We start from the raw sequence: 18,954 nt of genomic DNA on the forward strand, positions 1-18,954 counted from the left end.
AAAACTGCTTTCTTTGGCCGCTGTGTAATGACCTTTTCCATTAGCGCGAGCGGTAATGGTCTTGCGCAGGTAAACCAACTGCCAAGGATAAAAACCTAAGGAAGACACCAACATATACAATAAGGTTTAACCACTGCCCCACTTACCGAGGCTTAACTACTGCCCACCCTAAACCTCACCAACGCTAACCAAACCATAGTGCCCCCAGTACGCGTTTGCCCCGTCCTATTTGGGTCGAGTCTACCTAATAGTCTTTACGCCCTGCCTTATTGGAATAGATTGCTCACAAAAGAACCTACAACAACATCTAAAACCTTAACCTGTCAGCAGGTTAAGCAACAAGCCGCCTGCACGTTTCGATAAATTGAGTAGTTACTGCTTTACCGAGGCAGAACGGAAAAATATCCTATACTCCAATAGAAATAACACGAAGTACTCAAAAGATCGGTCTACATGAATTCTAGGAACGTACATCTACTCCGCTTAGCACTTGTCGCGGTATCGGTACTGCTCATATTGGGGTACCCGTTAATCCCTGAACGTAAACTTAGCCTTTTTCCATCGGCAATTGACCTCTATACAGACAACGATAGCGCTATAGGTGGCAATAGCCAAGCCGGCTTTATAGCTGCAGACTACAGCCAGTGGTCTTGTACACTTCGGCCTGGGCTCGAGCCGCCAAATTTTCCATCCTGTAGAATTGGATTCACTCTAACCGAGGAACCAGAAGACTGGACACAAGGGCGCGATCTGTCCTCGTACGATCGAATACGTTTTCATTACGACTATGAAGGACCTGCAAAATTCTTACGTGTACATTTCCGGAACTTCGACAAACAGCTATCCAATGCTGAAAACTATAACAGCGCCAAGTTCATACATATCACTTTGCGCGACCCAGGGCCCCACATCAACGAAACCTATCTATTAGCAGAGTTTAGACTCGCAGACTGGTGGATTCAACAATTCTCTATACCGACACAGCAAGCTAAAATATCGTTTGAGAGGGTCACTTCATTGGAGATAGATTTCGGCGAGCCAGTGCCTTTTGGTGACCACAAAATACGACTGTACAATATCGAGCTTATAGGAAAATTTATTTCAAAAGATCGCTGGTATTTACTCATACTCAGCGCATGGATGCTAACAATTGTTTCTGGTATTTTATTGCACTTACGAAACTTGCGCACTCAGTCCATCGAACAGCAAAACCAACTCAAAGAAATGAACGCCTACGCCAACGAACTCAATCAACAATCGAATGAGTATCGCAATCAAGCTATTTATGACACATTAACCGGTGTTCTGAATAGAGCTGGCGCAATGCAAATAATAGAATCGTCATTTAACTGGAGAAAAAACGACGATAAACTCGCCTTATTAATAATTGATGCCGACCTTTTCAAACAAGTTAACGACACTTACGGCCACGGAATTGGCGACATAGCATTACGGCAAGTCGGCCAAATGTTGTTACTAAATACACGTACTCGAGACACGGTTGCCCGCTGGGGAGGCGAAGAATTTATGATTCTTTGCCCGCTTACGCCACGAGAAGCGTCTATGTGCTTAGCTGAAAAGTTAAGGGCAGCGGCTGAAAAACTTTCATTTGATAACCTTCCTGACTTCACACTAACGATAAGCATTGGGCTAACCATCGTATCTAGAAACGAGTCTTTCGACGACGCATTTTCTCGCGCAGACAAGGCTCTGTACGAGGCAAAAAATGGTGGCCGTAATCGGTGGGCTTTTAAAGAATAACCTAAGCGTGAACAGGGTATCCCCAACACCACGAATGCCGTTTATGGAGCATTCATATCCGCACCCACAGTAACACTTAAACCCAAAACGGCAGCACTGCGCCTCTCGCTGTGTTCTCCGCGCGCTTCTCTGTCATTAACAGAATAATTACAAATATCGCCACCAGTGGATGTAAGGCCCTATGTATTCCTGAGGAAAATCTTCTCTATCGATATCTTCGCCTATTCCGTATTGAGTAGGCACCACCATAAGGTGCTGCATATCCCCATAACTGAAATCCACAGCTTGAGTGACATGACATAGGCGACTGCGAACGCGGATACAAGCACTACAAAGGCCCCCTCTTAACCCACAAGTTTGCAAGAGACGAACCGCTGACTGAAGCGCTATGGCATACGCTTAAAGAGAAGCGAGATCAGTCGCCACGCCAACTACCCTGTATCAGTCACTCAGTCACGTCTACCAACAGGCCGCACTGATGTGGGCCTTAATCGAACCCCTTGCTCACAAGGCAAATGACGAAGACCAATAGATACAGGCACGCCAGCGCAACCATTGCCACGGGTGTCTACACGGATGTAGGTAAGGGGTGAGAACATAGATGCGGTAGCTTTGCCCGCCGAAAGCGCCTTTAGGCGACGCACCGGACAGATGCCCCTAGAGCGCCTTCGAGCAAAGCATGTAGTACACATCTAAGCGTTGAGTTTCACATTAAAAACAGCGTCCATTAACAACGTAACTCGCTTTGCATCGGCGCGCGACAGGTCCCGCAGAGACCACATAGACCTAATCAGAAGCTCCCTAAATATAAGCAGCTTGGTTAGCGGTATAGAAAAGCCTGCCATCGATGCAAAGGTGCTAGGGCTAAAAAGTAAAACCGCATAGGCGAATAATACACTCATTTTTCTCTCACACTTAAAGCCCACAACGAATCCCTCTTTGCGCTTTCACTAAGAGAAGATTAAACTCATGCAAAATTTCAATACCTTCGAGAGTTTACGCAAAAAATACAGGACAAGACCTTCACCAACAACATGGTCTGCTGAAAAAGAAACTGCAGTCGTTCGACTAGATATTCCTTTACGCGCATTCCTTTTTTTGACTCATTTGTCCAACAACCAGCATGGGGATCGCGTCAGGGGTTTTGCGCGGGGTAAAGGCCAGTTTTTCGAGCAGCAACGTGTTCACGGTTGGCAATAATCGAGGCTCACGATGGGCGAAAATCGATGCTCACACGGGGCGAAAAAACGCTTAGAGGTCTACACTCTAAAAAACAATTACCAAAGGGGTAAGCATGCGACTATTTACAGCCTTCTTGATGACACTTTGCGTCTGCGCACATGGGGATGTTGAGATGCGCGTCATCGATACAGGCCCAGGCCTCGCCACGGTTACCCGTTTCGACAACGGTGAAATTATGGTATTTGATACAGGCCACTGGTACTACGACGATCACGTGATGGCAGAATTCGCCAAGTTTATTGGCAAAGATACCACCGAGATCTCACTGCTAGTCGCGTCTGCGTCCAACCCCGACCATATTGGTGCCACCGATGAATTGTTCAATAACTATATGGTAAAAAAAGTGATTCGAACCGGCTACCAACGCGACTCTGCCTCTTGGAGAGCCCACAATGCCGCTATTGAAGAAGCTGAACATGCCGGTATGACGCACGACATTGACCTCTCTAAAGTCAACCTTGCCCACGGCATTCATTACACCTTTGGTGATGCCAGGGTTACCTTCCTCTCTGGCTTCCATGAATCTCCATCGGAGTGGGGGCTCGTTGGAGAGCAGTACCGAAACGCTTCCAGTATTGTAATGCGCATTGACTATCAAGGTAAATCCATATTGCTCACGGGTGAAACGATGGGACGAGAAGCACCGAATGCCAGCGACCTCCCCCCCGCCGATGCACCAGCAATCGCAACAGAGCGATTCCTTATTGATAATTCGGGCCTAAGGCCTATTGCAGCGGATGTGCTAATCGCACCCAACCACGGTAGTGATCTGGGCAGTTCCACCGAGTTCATTACAGCCGTTGCACCACGCTGGGTGGTCTTCTCAGCCGGCCATGATAGGGGCTACCCAAAAGCCTCTACAGCCCTGCGCTATAAGGCGCTAGGCTACGACGACACCTGCCTACTGCGCACAGATATCGGTGATCACGAATCCGATAAGGGAGAATGGGAGTATGGTCGAAGCCGCAACCATGTAGATATTCATGGGGATTACCCCATTCAAATCTTACTGCCGGCCACTGGTGAAATAAAAGTCAATTATGATGGTAAAAAACCCATTGCTTGCAAAAGCGTGATTACACCCCAGCGGCGGATAACCAATCGTAAAAAAGTAAGAAAGTCCAATAGTGGCTTCTGCCACACTTTCACCAGTATCTCCTACAAAACCATCAAACCTTTTAAGGAATTCGATAATCTGGAAAGCTGCCTGGCGAGTGGTGGCCGACTTCCCTAATGCCTAAGAGCATCAATTAAATGCATGCGTTTTAGCCACTTAGAGTTTCGTTGGAGTATGGTTTAGTTACCCAAATGAGCAACAAACAACGCAGAGCGTAGGATTTTGGTGACAACCCGAAGGACTGGGCGGGCCTGCATTCCCGCTCCGAAGCACCGCTGCCGAAGGCCAAGTCAGTCACTTGCCTGAACCCCGAGCAATACCGGCGTTTGTATTCAACGAGCACCCTTCAGGCTCAATCTTTGTTCATGCCCACGAACGTGGGCATCGAATTTTTACCTTCCCAAAGCCCCACAAACACTAGACTCATACCTTCACAGGAGTGACTGAAACGGCAAGGTGTGAGCGTTCTAGTTTTCCCCCGAACAATTGTGCCCGCCAGTGTTTTGCTCTTCACTAACATTGGTCAGCTAAATTACGCTACAAGCGTCTATCAGAGTGAAAATACAGGCTTCTGCAGAGCGTATGAAATGAATATCACCAGGTCCTAGCTTTACTACCCATTAAAGGTGACAAAAGAAACCCCTAACCAGCAACGAGATCACTTACCACCGTATAAATTTACACACCATTTATGGTGCTATCAGTCCGCAAATAGAGCTTTCCTCTATCCTTACCTTCAAAACCTCTCAAACTAACACCGCCAAGGCTACCCCCAAGCACGTCAGTATATTTTTTATTCACTTCGACCAAAAAAAAAACTAGCGATATATCATTCAGCGCGCTAAAATCCTCACATTAATACTTATGCATTACTGTAAAGATTATGCGCACGCCACCAGACTAACTTTTGACTTAAAGTGCAGTATTGCGTGAATAACCACGGAGCATCAGGCCGCAGCCCTTCACTGCAAACACCAAATGAGCCCCAGCCCCTCATGTTACAACCAAGAGCCACCTATGCGTGGCCTGGCAAGGGTTTGCGCGAAAGGGTGAAGGGTCTCACGGCCCCTTTCATGCTGCAGTAACGACAAGTTAGAACAGTACAAATAGATTTACACATTAACCTTAATCACGAGGGGATTTAGATGTCAAAAAAGCAAGCCCTAAATACGCAGCGTAAGCTCTTAGCCATAGCGATTTGCTGCCTGTCGTACGGTAGCGGCGCCTTAGCACAAGTAGAGGGTGACCTTGACGGAACCGGATACGACACCCTAGAAGATTTCGAGATGTTAGAAGAGGTTCTAATTTGGGGTGTGCGGGCATCCCAAAGCAAGGCTATCAACATTAAAAGAAATTCAGCCAATATAGTTGATTCGATTGTTGCCGAAGATATTGGTCGCATGCCAGATACAACCATCACCGACTCCCTGCAACGTGTACCGGGTGTACAAATCACCCGTGAAGCCAACGAAGGTACCTCTTTGAACGTTCGAGGTATGCCCCAAGTTCTGACGACCCTCAACGGGGAGCAATTTCTAAGCCCTTGGACGATTACCAGTGTAGGTGCCAACTACAGCGATATACCCGCGGGGATGATTGGCGGTGCCGATGTATTCAAATCTATGTCCGCCAACCAATTGGCGGGTGGCATATCGGGCCTAATCGACCTCAAAACCCTCAATCCAGCTGAACTCGACAGCGGCTGGACAGGTAAATTTAAGCTGGAAGTATCTGAGGGCAGCCTTAAACCCGATCATGCCACAAAGCAAGACAATAACTTTAGCGTCCACCTCGGCCACAAAGGTGATAAATTCGCCTTTATAGCAGGTGGATTTGGTTCCTTTACCAATGCAGCCAACTTCCAAATGAACGCCGAACAACGCCTAGCATTTCTGGATGAACCCGGCGGCTCTCCAGGCGACCCACTGGATTTAGACGGCGACGGTGATCTTGTGAACGATTGGTACATTGTACCCGCCGAATTCGGTGCCAGCTCCAACTTTATGGAGCGTGAACGCAGTGGTTTATCGCTGGGGGTTAACGCTGAACTCAGTAAAAACTGGAACCTGCGCGGAGACATCTTTTACACCGTAATGGATCAGCAAGACTTGGGTATTGGCGCCTATTTCAAAGGCCACAGTAGCGTCGACGCCTATGGCGTGAACAACGAAGACGCCGAGAAAGAACAAGAGTTGTTTAACGTTCTACAGCCGGGCACTATTGTCGGCTCTAGTAATGTCATTAATTACACCGACATTAACGGCGAGTCTCAGACTCGAACACTACACGCGCTTTTGAATGCGAACCTACTGTCTCCAGAGTTTCAGTCTGTTTCTTCAAATACCATCAATCGCACCGGCGCACTCAATACCAACATTCAACTGGATTACTCCAACCAGGATAATCTGGAAGCCTCATTCAGAATTGTGCATTCACGAGCAGAACGAGAAAGCCGAAACGCACAAATGGATCAGGGGACGCCTGCCTGGTACTATGTAGACCAAGACGGAATAGCCGGTAAAGACCCTATAGAAGGTTATTCCGCTAAAATTGATTACACAAAAGACGTTCCAGAGTTTAGTATCTTAGATGACATTTCAAGTGCAGATTTACTCAAAAAATACCAGGGATCTGCAAATGGTGCGAACACCGACGCATCGCTTAGTGTTTTAAGAGCCGATGTCAATTATGACTTTGGTGACGACCACTTCATAGAATCTATTGATGCCGGTATTCGCTATGGCATACGCGATGCTGAAAAGTCCCAAATCATATACGTAACACCCACCGCCCGATATAGCACGTGGGACGACCCTCGTGTACCAACCGACAAACGCTATCTGCTTCGTACTGGCAATGAGATTTGGGAGGTAGTACCCGACGTTCGCGACTTTATTTATGCGGATGAAAGCGAAGAAATACGGTCCATCGGCGGCTTGGAAGACAACGGCTTCGGCATTGGGGATACCATTTCATACAACGAGTTTGGCCCAATCAAGGGCTTTGAGGAAGGTGTTTCTGCAATCGCGCCTACCGCCTGGGAAGCTCCTCTGGCATTCATGAATAGGCTCTACCCCGGTACAAAAACAATCAATGACCCAGGTGCGAGCTATAAGGTAGAAGAGTCTTCGGCTTCTCTCTATTCACAATTAAATTTTCAAACAGACGTAGGCTTTCCCATAGAAGGCAATGTTGGGTTGCGCGTTATTAACACCAACCGAAGTGCTGACAAAGCCGTTGTGCCGTCGCTGTTAGATAAATTTAATTCTATCGGCTACCTCGAATACAACAAAGTACCGTTCGTAAGTGATACTGAAACTATCAAGCATTCGTACACCGATGTATTACCTTCACTTAACGTTAACCTCTTCCCAACAGACAATCTGGTATTTCGCTTCGCCGCAGCAAAAACCGTGGCTCGAAATGATTTAGAAAATATAGGCTCTGGGCTTATTCTGAATTATCAGACTTGTATCAAAACAGATAAGAATGGCGATGTTGTAAATGTTACGGATTCAGACGGGAATCTAGTAGCGGAAAACGTCACCTGTGTTCGAGATGGTAGCGAACGCGGTAACCCGGAAATCAAACCATGGCGTGCGACCGTTGTAAACGGCGCGGCCGAATGGTACTTCGCAGAAGATGCCATTGCCAGCGTCGGCCTATTCATGATCAATGTTGACTCCTCTGTGGAACAGTTCCAAGAGCAACGTAGCTTCCTGGATGCCGACGGTATTGACAGGGGTCACCTGGCGAATGTCTGGACAACAGCTAATGCCGGTGCATCTGACCTTTACGGATTTGAATTGGGCTACCGCCAGCCGTTTACCTTCTTGCCCAGCATTCTTTCCTTCACAGGTGCAGAACTCAACTATACCTATTCCGACAGCCAGTCTGCCGACACCGATGTAAACGCTGATTCTCTGCCGCTACCGTCGAACTCCAAGCACCAATCAAACATGATTTTATGGTACGAAAAAGACGAGCTTAGTTTACGACTGGCCTATAACTGGCGCAGCGAGGAGTATCTTGATCGTGTACAGCTAGTCACCAACGAGGTGCCACTGAGCCTCGGGAACTGGCAAGAATCAACGGGGTATTTGGACCTGTCTGTGGGTTACTGGTTAAACGATAACATAAGTTTCTTTATCAACGTCACCAACTTGACGGAGCAAGACCGCCGTACCTATTCACAGTATACGGATCAGTTCAATTCCCTATGGGTTCAGGAACGTCGTCTCGCAGCCGGCATAACACTATCGCTGTAACAAAAAGCATTAGGCGGCAACCCTTATATTTGCGTTGCCAATATACCTAGCAAAACGATAAAGAATTTATATTGGAGTTCAATTATGAAATTACGGTTAAGCTATCTTGCCCTAACAATAGGTGCAGTACTCTTGTCCGGTTGCGGCGGCGGACTCGCTGGTGGTTCTGATGACGACCTGGATCCATTAAGCCCCATTATCGAAGAGGAAATCTCTTTAGATGGCCCTCGTCCACCAGAGGGCGCAGCAGTTATTACAAGTGAAGGCCCAAGCCTACTGGATGTTTCCGGTAAGCCCATACTCATGCGGGGCGTTAATTTACAATACGGTGACAACCCCGAAGCAGCCATGGCAGGCATCGAGCCAATCGCCAACATAGGCTCCAACGTGGTACGCGTTCTATTAACCGAAGCCACCACAGCCGGGGAGCTGCAAGCCAGCCTAGATGTAATCGTTGCAAACGACATGATCGCGTTGCTCACGCTAGACTCAGCTGAAAAGCTGGCCTGTATGGACGATGATAGCTTCTTTTATGAAGCCACAAATGAGTTGTGGCTTGACCGCTGGTTACCGATACTAGCCGAAGCAAAATACCAAGCACATTTAATGTTTAACATTGCCAACGAATGGGGGCCAATCAATATTTGGAACTCCAATAGCATTGGCTACGACGAATACATTGATGCCTACAAAATCGCCATTCGCCGGTTCCGAAGTGCTGGCTTTCAAGTGCCCCTGGTTATCGACGCACCTCACTGCGGCGAAGACTATAATGCATTTCTTGGTGGTCGCGGCCGAGAGTTAATGGCAGCCGATGAGGCCAACAATATTGTACTTTCGGTTCATGCGTTTGGTAGCCGCTGGGACAGTAGCGGTGAGTTATCTGCCGCTATCGAAAAGCTTTCCTTTGAATCTCTTCCCCTGGTGATAACCGAATTCAGTGATGCCAACATAGACGAAGGCGCAATCGATCACGAAGATCTTATGAAGAGAGCTTTAGGCGGAAAGTCTTTACTCCTTCGTATGCCTTGGGAAACCACTGCAGATACAGCGGGCTATGCCTACACATTTGAGCCACCGGTAGATTTCTCCGAAGGTAGCGGAATTAATTTTGAAATCAATGTACCCAATAATTATCGAGTGGACGGTAATCTGGCGTACCAAGTCTTCCTAATTGACGATCAAGGCCGCTATGGCGCGTTAGGCTTCAACTCGGTAGCTGACTTACAGGCAAACGCTTGGAATGACGTTTCGATAGTTGCTAAATCCGAAAGTGACTTCGGCTATATCGAAGCCGGTTTTGATTTAACCCGTGTCGAACAGCTGGGGTTTGAAGTCACGGCCAATGGCAAACCAGCGGACATACAAGGCGACATAAAATTTGACAACCTGATCGTTGGTGTAGCGGATACTGGCGGCGACACGACCACCGCCGTTTACCAGGAAAATTTTGACGACGGATTACAAGGGTGGGGACACAACAACGGCGCGGGCGATGCTTCATCCGTTCAAAATACAAATGGCGAACTGACCCTTCTGGCTCCCTGGGTAAGCGGTAATAGCTCTTCTCAAATAGGCTTCCCCAACCTCGATACACTCTCACCAGCTATCGATATTACGCAGCCGCTAAACCTCACTGTGGATGTTTTTATCCCCGCAGAATATGCCAACGAAACCGGCTTGAATATTCAGTTTATTTTTAACGGAAACGACTGGAAAGGCTTCGCTGGCTTCGGCTACACAAGCTATAACGGCTTCACATTTGGCGAATGGAATACCCTCACAGTGAAGATTACCAATTTTGCCGCAGATGCGGGATACATCTCTAGCGACTTTCCGTTAGATGCCCCACCGGTGCTGGCAGGCCTTCAGATTGGTGGCATAGCGGTTTCACCCAAAACTGAACCACTCCGTTTCGACAACTTTCGAATAACACCGGAAGAACCCCAAGCTGAGGCTGAAACCATTTACGAAGCGACATTTACCTTTGACGAAGAGTGGAGCTACCTATTGGGTGCCGGCGATGACACATCGGTTTATCAGTACAACGATGCTCTGGCAATACTCGCCCCTTGGGACGCCGATAACACGGGCACCACTGTTAACTATGACGCTGCCGCCTCATTAAGCCCAGCTATAAACCTGCAGAGTCCGTTCGCAATAAGCGTAGACGTTTGGATCCCTCAGGAATACGACTCAGAATCCAGCATGAACATGCAATTCTTTTTCAGCCCAAATAACTATGATGGCTTTGCGGGCTTCGGCTATACCCAGGCTAGCAACCTAACCTTAGGTGCATGGAATACTTTAACAGTGAATATTGCCAACTTTGCCCAGGATGCAGGCTATATTAGCGATGGCTTTATCCTCGACAAACCCCCCCAGCGTGTAGGCTTTCAGGTGGGAGGCATTACCTCTGGAAAATCAGAACCGATACTGATAGACAATTTTAGAATCACCGCAGAAGGTCGGCCAAGTGTTCCCGAAAATATCGTATTGGATCTAAACTTCGAAGAGCAATCGCAAGTTGATACCTTCGCCCTAAGCTATTTCAATAGCCCCGCATGGATGGAGTCATCGTTGGTTGACTCCAAGCTAATGGGAGACGGAGCACAAGCCTACGGCTGGATTGCATGGTCATGGTTTGGTAACCCGTCACCCAATGAGGGGTTAAATATATCCCTGTCGGAAGACACCGCCATACTTACCGAGCGTGGGGAGGAAATAACTAACGGAGAATATGGCATTGAAGCAACAGCAGAAGATGTAAGCTTTCAATAACACTCGGCAATGAATAAAACCCGCTTCGGCGGGTTTTTTCTGGCTTCTATTTGGAATGATTTATGGCTATACGTCTACGCCTTCCTTTCATTGTTAGTCAGCCATGAATACACTACTTCACCGGCCTGGGCTGTTGATTTTCAGCGTAAACACTCACTATCAAGGCCATCAAACTCCGTGATCCAACCCTAAACGGATGAATGAATTAGACATAGCCAACGCTTGCCCCCATAGTCAGGTACCGGCACGTTAAGCAATACCTAAACGCATTATCCGCGCTTTTGGATACCTTATAGGAGATGCATCCAAAACACTTGTAGTCACAAAGACTACCATGCTAACGTACCAATTGTGGCGTCAAAATAAACATACGGCGCCACCCAAAACTACTAACCCTAAACAATAACAACCCGTTCTTTAGCATAGCTTTTTATTACAATACGCAAACGAAAGCATACGCCCTTGCCTAAAGGGCACTCTTCGTCCCATTTGGAGGTTCAAAACAATGCGCTTTTATAAGTCGTTACTTGGTGCAACCGCCTTGGCGGCCACCCTACTACCCGTCGCGGTAATGGGTGCTGGCGATGGCAAGCACAAGCACAAATCAAAACATCACGTCTCCCAGGTAGAATCCATTGCCGACGCAGCGGCAAAAAGCCGTCGCCTCGTCGGTGCGGCCGCAGGCTACAGCCTGCTGAACAATGACCCAGAATTCGGCCAGGTTCTCACTCAAGAATTCAATTACATGACACCCGAAAACGTGGGCAAATGGGGCCCATTACAGCCGGGAAATGCCGATGAGTGGTATTTCGATGCGCACGATGAGTTAGTGGCCTACGCCGAAGACAACAGCATGAAGTACAAAGGACACGCGCTGGTCTGGCACAGCCAGGCGCCCTCGTTTATCAACGACGAGCTAAGCGCAGCCGACTTACAGGCCGCCATCGACAACCATATATTGACCACTGTAGGCCGTTACCAAGGCCAGATATATGCGTGGGATGTGGTGAACGAGGCCATTGGCGACGATGGCGAATTCCGCGACTCCGTATTCTACCGTACGCTAGGGGAAAGCTACATTGCCGAGGCGTTTTACGCAGCCGATGCCGCTGACGACAGCGCCAAACTGTACTACAACGACTACAACATAGCGGGCATAAATGCCAAATCAGACAAAGTTTTTGACATGGTCAAAGGCCTTGTAGAAGCTGGTGTGCCCATCGACGGTGTGGGCTTTCAAATGCATCTAGCGGCTTCCACCGCACCGAGCTATAACGAACTGGTCGAAAACTTCCGCCGCTTTGCTCAGCTAGGCCTGCGCATCAACGTCAGTGAGCTGGATGTGCGCATCAGCAACCTCCCCTGGGACAAAGCCACCAACCTAGCCATTCAGCGCCAAGTCTATCACCGCGTGGTGTCTGCTTGTATGCGTGTTCACAAGTGTGAAGCAATCACAACCTGGGGTATTAGCGATCAGTACTCTTGGATTGACTACACTTTCGGCGCCGACGACCCGCTCCCGTGGAACGAGCAATACCAGAGAAAACCTGCTTATTACGGTATGGTCGACGGCTTTATGGGTATTCGCCCAGACAGCGAAACCACCATGCCTAACCTGATTGCCAACGGTAACGCCGAAGCCAACCTCGATGGCTGGAGTAGCTGGACTGGCGAACTGGAGCGCACCCGCGTACACGGGCGCAAGAACGGCAGCGCGGTGAAGGTAACCAACCGCAGCGATAGCTGGGACGGCGCCATTTACGATATCACCCATGTAGTGCGCCCCGGCCAAAGTTACAATGCGGCCATTTGGGCTCGCCTAGACCGCCAAGAAAAACACAAAAGAAAACATAAAGGGGAAGAAGAAACACTCCAGTTAAACGTAAAATACCAGTGTGCCAATGAAAACGCAGAATATGTTGGTTTAGCTGAATCCAGCGTGCGATTTCATCGATGGTCGCGCCTCACTGGGGAAGTTAATCTGCCCGACTGTGACCTGGAAAACGTGGCGCTCTACGTTTCTGGCGGCGAGATTGATACCGATATTATCGTCGACCGTGCCAGCCTGCGTCCGCAAACATTCGTACCCAGCGATATCGGTTACGGCCCCAACATTGTCAGCAATGGCTTTTTCGAAGAAAACGCCGATGGCTGGTTTGGTTTTGGTGATGCGCAAGTAGATACCACCGATATTGACGCCCAGAGCGGTGCTCAAAGCCTACAGGTTAGCAATCGACTGGCAGGCTGGCAGGGCCCGGCCACCAGCCTGTTGGAAGCGGCTACTCCCGGCGATACCTATGAACTGTTCAGTTGGGTTAGCGTGGATGGTGCTAACGCCTGGGTAAATGCCACCGTTAAAGCAGGCTGCGCCGATGGCGACCAGTACATCAACATAACCGGCCAGAACGTTTACGCCGGCACATGGACTTTGATGCGTGGCACTTTCCAAGTCCCTGAGTGTGAACTGTCTGAGTTGACCCTCTACTTCGAAGGCCCAGGTGCAGAGTTGGATATGTTCCTAGATGACGTCTACGTGCGTAAAGATCTAGAAGCCTCCAGCGATAACATCATCGAAAACGGCGGCTTCGAAAACGGAACCGATGGCTGGCAGGCCTGGGGTGGCTCGAGCATTACCACCGCCAGTGACCGCGCCCACAGCGGCGACCAAAGCGGCCTACTCACAAACCGCACCGGCACTTGGCAGGGCCCCGTATACAACCTGTTGCCTGACGTGGTTGCCGGTGGCACATACGAGGTAAACGCTTGGGGTATGATTGAAGGTGCCTCAGAAGACACCTTAAACATCACCGTGAAAACCGCATGCGCAGCCGGTGGCGAAGCGTATCACCAACTGTACTCCACCACTGTGAACGACACCGACTGGACAGACCTTAAAGGTAGTATTGTATTGCCCAGCTGCGATCTCACTCAGGTATTTCTTTACTTCGACGGCCCTGCAGCAGGAGTAGACATTTACATTGACGATGTTGAGGTTACCGGTACCGCTAGCCCGGAGCCAGAAAACCTAGTAAGTAATGCCGGCTTCGAAGATGGCCTAGCAGGCTGGGTAAGCTGGGGCGGCAATCTATCCATCACTACCGATGTTGCCCACGAAGGTAGCCAAAGTGCATTGCTGATACAGCGTGCCGGTAGTTGGGAAGGCCCGGTTTATGACCTGCTTTCCTCTGGCTTGGACGCCGGTGCCACATACGACATCAGCGCTTGGGGGCGTATTGCCGGCGCCAGCAGTGATTCGATGAGTATTACGCTGAAAGTAACCTGTGATGATGGCACGAGTAACTACCTCTGGGGCGGTGCGGGCGATGTAACAGATGTAGCCTGGGCTGAAATTGCCGGAACTGTCACTGTTCCAGATTGCACACTAACGGAAGCGTCACTTTACTTCGGTGGCCCAGCCCAGGAAGTGGATGTTTATCTGGATAATGTGCAAGTGGTGCTTGCCCAGTAAGAGCTAGCTACAGAAAAAACAAGGGCCAGCACACAACCGTTTGCTGGCTCTTTTTTTGGAGGGTATTTTTTACCAGCAAAATGTTCAGCCAACCAACACAAGCCCGCACCGAATGGGCAAGCCCCGTTAAAACTCTCTCATCAGGCTGCTAATTGCGCTGTTTTAAGCCATAAAAACTAAGGGCAATTTCTGTAGTCGTCTAGTCCAAATACAAACAAGCGGATACACCTGTACAACCAACAACTCGCTCATCTTCTCGACAACGCTTTCCTGAATGTAGCTGTTCGATTTATTCATTTTTTCCGCGAATACCGATAAGCCATCGAAAAATAATGAAAAAAAACGCGAAAAAACAATCAATACCTTGAACCTACCTTAACGAGCCTCCGTCCCATATACAACCGTGTTTGATAGATTTAAAAAACTTAGCAACGGTGCAGGTTACACACAGGTTTTTCCAATCAATCAGCAGCAGGATACCACTGGTTCATTACCCTCTTTCTTAAACGACGATGACTAAATATAGGGTTATTCAATATACTTGCCATGATGCTTTAAAAACCTTAGAAAAAAATTGAAAAATCGATAAAGCAAGCACAATTACTTCTTCTTTGGCAGTATTACTACAATCGACTTGTAGCGTAGCGAGTTCCCCCAAAAAAGAGGAGAGAGAGTTGATGCCACTTATCCGAAAACTAGCGCTAGCAGTCGAGTAAAATTACGTTTTGCTCTGGAAACCTCCCGTTTTCCGTAATGACAAATTCAAACATCCATCAATGCTTTGTCGACATCACCGCAACAACACCAAAAAACAAGCCACAGGCCATGAGACCCAAACAAACAACCGATACTAAACGACTTAAGGCAAACCTAGACGGCAGGAACCGCGCTCATCCTCTTTATTGATGACTTTCCCTGTATAAAGCAAAATTCACGCAAACTGTTGTATTCCATGGCTATCTCATTTTCTCCCAACTTCTTAGTATTATTTATAAAATGAAACACCTTAAAAATCTGAAAACACATAACCAATCACCCTTTAATTTCAGTTTGTCATGTACTGTCGCTGTACACCCAAGAAAGCAAATAAATGATATTTTGCGCCACGGGTTGCTTGAAGCTTATAGGATAGGAAAACAATACCTATTAACCAAAAAAGCATCCCCAAAATCTACTCGCTATATAACGATTAACCGTGGCCACGGAGATACGTCTCCATTTTCTCACGATAACCAGAAATCTTGGGATCACCTCATAAAGATTACGGATCATAATTCGGAAAACTGCACTCACTTACGCCACCAAGATGGATAGTACGCCACCACCTCTCGAGACACTTCAATTACGGTTATAATCCACACTCGAAACTGCACATTAAAATCGATAAAAAAATTTTCATCACTGTTTTTGTAATTATTTGGAAGCGCATACAAATAAATTCTTGACAAGAACACGTTGACTTATGCTTAATCCCAATCAGCCTACACAAGCAGTATTTGCCTTTTCCATTGTTTCGGCACCCATAGTATTTGGCTATACAACAATAAAACTAAAGACAATAAGTCGAATAAGAGGAATACAAATGTTTTTAACTAAAAATTATTATCTGGCCTTGGTCGGTTTAGCCTTAGGTTTACTTGCGAACTATGGCCATACATTAACGTGCTCGGCTTCTTCTGACTCATGGAATAATGGGCACGTAACAACCGTGACCGTTATAAACAACGGAAGCTCTTCCGTAAGTAGCTGGAACGTAAAAGTGCATTTTGATTCTGCGCCAAACATTAAGGGATCATGGAATGTCGAATTGCACACCGTAGGAAATACTGTTGAGGCTAAAAGTATTGGATGGAACGGGAACCTCTCCCCAGGCCAAAGTACAAGCTTTGGAATTCAGGGCACGCATAGCGGAAGTTTTCTAAACCCATCATGTTCGTCGGGCGATAACCCCGGCCCCGGCTTAGAGCTTGGCCCTATCACCTTGGAAATGCGGTCATATAAAAAGCCATGCTTTGGTATGTTTCAACGCCTATGTAACATAACTGATAACAACGGCCATTTCTTTTACGCTCCCATAGAGAGGTTCAACTTTTCCTGGGGCCATCAGTATAATCTTTTGGTGGATGCCACAGAAATTGAGAACCCGCCCATGGATGCATCCAATATTCGGTATGTGCTGACTAAAGTGGTATCTGATATTGAAGATAGCGTAGGGACAGTTTATGAGTATGAGCAGGTCGAATTGTTAGAGCAGACTTTCACCAAACGTGATGGAAGCTACTATTTCCTACGGCAGCCATTTCAATGCTCTAACGAAGTCAATTGTGATGCATTGATCGCATCAAATAACTCAGGTCGCTTGGTTAATGTCAGTTTTCAATACTTAGGAAATGGCGAAATAGCGCTTACCAGCTGGAATTAAAAAAGGGGGAAGAAGGCGCTTACTTGGACTTACTGGAGGAGCCTTTAGCGCACTTCGCCCCATCAAACCAACCTCTTGTTGCGCGACCAAATCGATTGACGTTTTAACCGCGCTTTACCCCATAGAGCGCTAAGGAAAAAGACATATCCTTCACCAAACTGTTTGCATTCCCAAAAAAAACCAAGTCTTATAAATAACACGCCATAAATGGAATTTGGTGGAGTCTTTGTTTAGCAAGGTAAAGAACGGTTTTCTCGACCGGAAAGGCGATTCAGGTTAATGCCCTTACTATAGCAATTACCCAATTAGAGTATCGCCTAACAAAGTAGCCCCCGTCCAACTTAAATTGGGGCGAGAATAAACGCGCCTCATTTTATTCAGATATAAAGTGTGCCATTGCTGCCCCACAAATATTAGGTTAATTGAAATTCGTTTTTGTAAGTCTAGGTCTGGCGGCTTCGGTGGATCTCCGATCAGGAGCATGATCACGCAACGCCGCTCAACTAAATTAAGCTGTAATAGGCGCAGGGATCTGCTGAAGGCTCAGACTAAATGTGTTGCCAAAATTGAGGTATGCCAGCAACAAATACAGCACATGGCAACCCATATACGAGTCAACACCGCATTCTTGAGGTGCCGATAAATGACTTTATTTCCAAATTTCCTTAATCCACTTAAAAGACATCAACCTGCCAGCACACCTTGTAAAGGTCTGCAATCGTTTTTGCGACTAGCTTGAAATCTCAATGCTTTATGTGATTTTAAGCTAGTTTTTACCGTTATCGCGCGTGAAGACTGAACTAACTGTATATAGCGCAAAGCAATATCATCTGCACCCGTTGTGTAGACACAATTCAGCTTTTGAAAAACCGCATACACCTTGTCCATTTCGTAACCTAGCTGCCTTTTTCATTTTGTTATCTGTTTTGAATGACCGATTACGTTAATGATATGTTCAGGTACATTCAACGATACTAATGCTGCACCCGCATTAATACCTACACTTCCTTTTTGTATCATTTTTGGGGCCTGCAATTTTTAGTCTTGAAGTTGAAGTTGAAGTTGAAGTTGAAGTTGAAGTTGGAGTTGGAGTGCGCTTCAACTGTTGTCGGCTAGCGCCATATCCAAGCGCTACTCGACTTAAGCACCTATTTAAATACACCTAAATTGTTCAATAGCCCTTGCGCAATACGCAATACGCAATACGCAATACGCAATACGCAATACGCAAATCATATCGCTTTACTAATTGTTAAAAGGAAACATGAAATTGAAAATATTTAATCTCGGAATAAACGCTTCGCTACTATTGCTTACTTCAGTCGCGCTGGCAGATGACGTAAAAGTTATAGAGGCGTCCTATGGGTTGAATTGTAGTCAGCGATTGCAAGGCAACATGACAGGCACCGTCGCGCGAGCGTGCAGACATAAAGCATTGTGTCACTTCACAATTGATCATGAAATTCACGGCGACCCAGCGAGAAATTGTGCTAAAACTTTCATCGTTGATTACAGGTGTCGTCAAAATTCGGTTACGAAGTCCGCTATGATTTCAGCTGAGGCCACTAAAAACTATGTCACTCTAGACTGCTCTCAATAAAAATGGTTAGCCGCAATATTAATACACGTGGCAACAACAGCTGTAGATCGCACTATTAACCCGACCATGGATTATACGGGGTTAATACGCCGCGCAGAAACACACCCCTCATAAATCAACACTGTCGGCGCACTTGAAGGTTACGAGGATGAAAGCTACGAGGACACCCACTCGCCACTGTTAAACCTCTGATTTCACCTATTTTGCCGGTTGGGTCGCTATCTAGTGGGAAAACACAACGAAAACACTAGATCTTGGGGTTTTTGAGTGCGTGTCCCTTTTACTTTGTATCGA

Annotated in this window: 7 protein-coding genes; all 7 read left to right on the plus strand. The window is 47.3% G+C overall.

What is annotated here, in order from left to right:
• The first annotated feature begins 453 nt into the window (after window positions 1-453).
• The 7 genes from H5336_RS20530 to H5336_RS20560 all read left to right on the plus strand — a co-directional run bounded on the left by H5336_RS20530 (window position 454) and on the right by H5336_RS20560 (window position 17,060).
• Window positions 454-1,761 (plus strand): GGDEF domain-containing protein, encoded by a 1,308-nt coding sequence (locus H5336_RS20530; protein WP_185236328.1) that lies wholly within the window; start codon window positions 454-456, stop codon window positions 1,759-1,761.
• Between the two features lie 969 nt (window positions 1,762-2,730).
• Entirely contained in the window at window positions 2,731-2,961 is a 231-nt protein-coding gene (locus H5336_RS20535) for a hypothetical protein (protein WP_185236329.1), read from the plus strand.
• A 94-nt stretch (window positions 2,962-3,055) separates the two neighbouring features.
• Entirely contained in the window at window positions 3,056-4,237 is a 1,182-nt protein-coding gene (locus tag H5336_RS20540) for a ComEC/Rec2 family competence protein (protein WP_185236330.1), read from the plus strand.
• Window positions 4,238-5,265: 1,028 nt separating this feature from the next.
• Window positions 5,266-8,388, plus strand: coding sequence for a TonB-dependent receptor (locus H5336_RS20545; protein WP_185236331.1), 3,123 nt, complete (start codon window positions 5,266-5,268; stop codon window positions 8,386-8,388).
• 84 nt (window positions 8,389-8,472) lie between these two features.
• Window positions 8,473-11,169, plus strand: a complete 2,697-nt coding sequence (locus H5336_RS20550) for a cellulase family glycosylhydrolase (protein ID WP_185236332.1) — start codon at window positions 8,473-8,475, stop codon at window positions 11,167-11,169.
• A gap of 505 nt (window positions 11,170-11,674) precedes the next feature.
• On the plus strand, window positions 11,675-14,638 hold the full coding sequence (locus H5336_RS20555) for an endo-1,4-beta-xylanase (protein WP_185236333.1): 2,964 nt from the start codon (window positions 11,675-11,677) through the stop codon (window positions 14,636-14,638).
• 1,582 nt (window positions 14,639-16,220) lie between these two features.
• Entirely contained in the window at window positions 16,221-17,060 is an 840-nt protein-coding gene (locus tag H5336_RS20560; RefSeq protein ID WP_185236334.1) for a cellulose binding domain-containing protein, read from the plus strand.
• The last annotated feature ends 1,894 nt before the right edge of the window (window positions 17,061-18,954 follow it).

Source organism: Teredinibacter franksiae (genome assembly GCF_014218805.1).
GTDB classification, from domain to species: Bacteria; Pseudomonadota; Gammaproteobacteria; order Pseudomonadales; family Cellvibrionaceae; genus Teredinibacter; species Teredinibacter franksiae.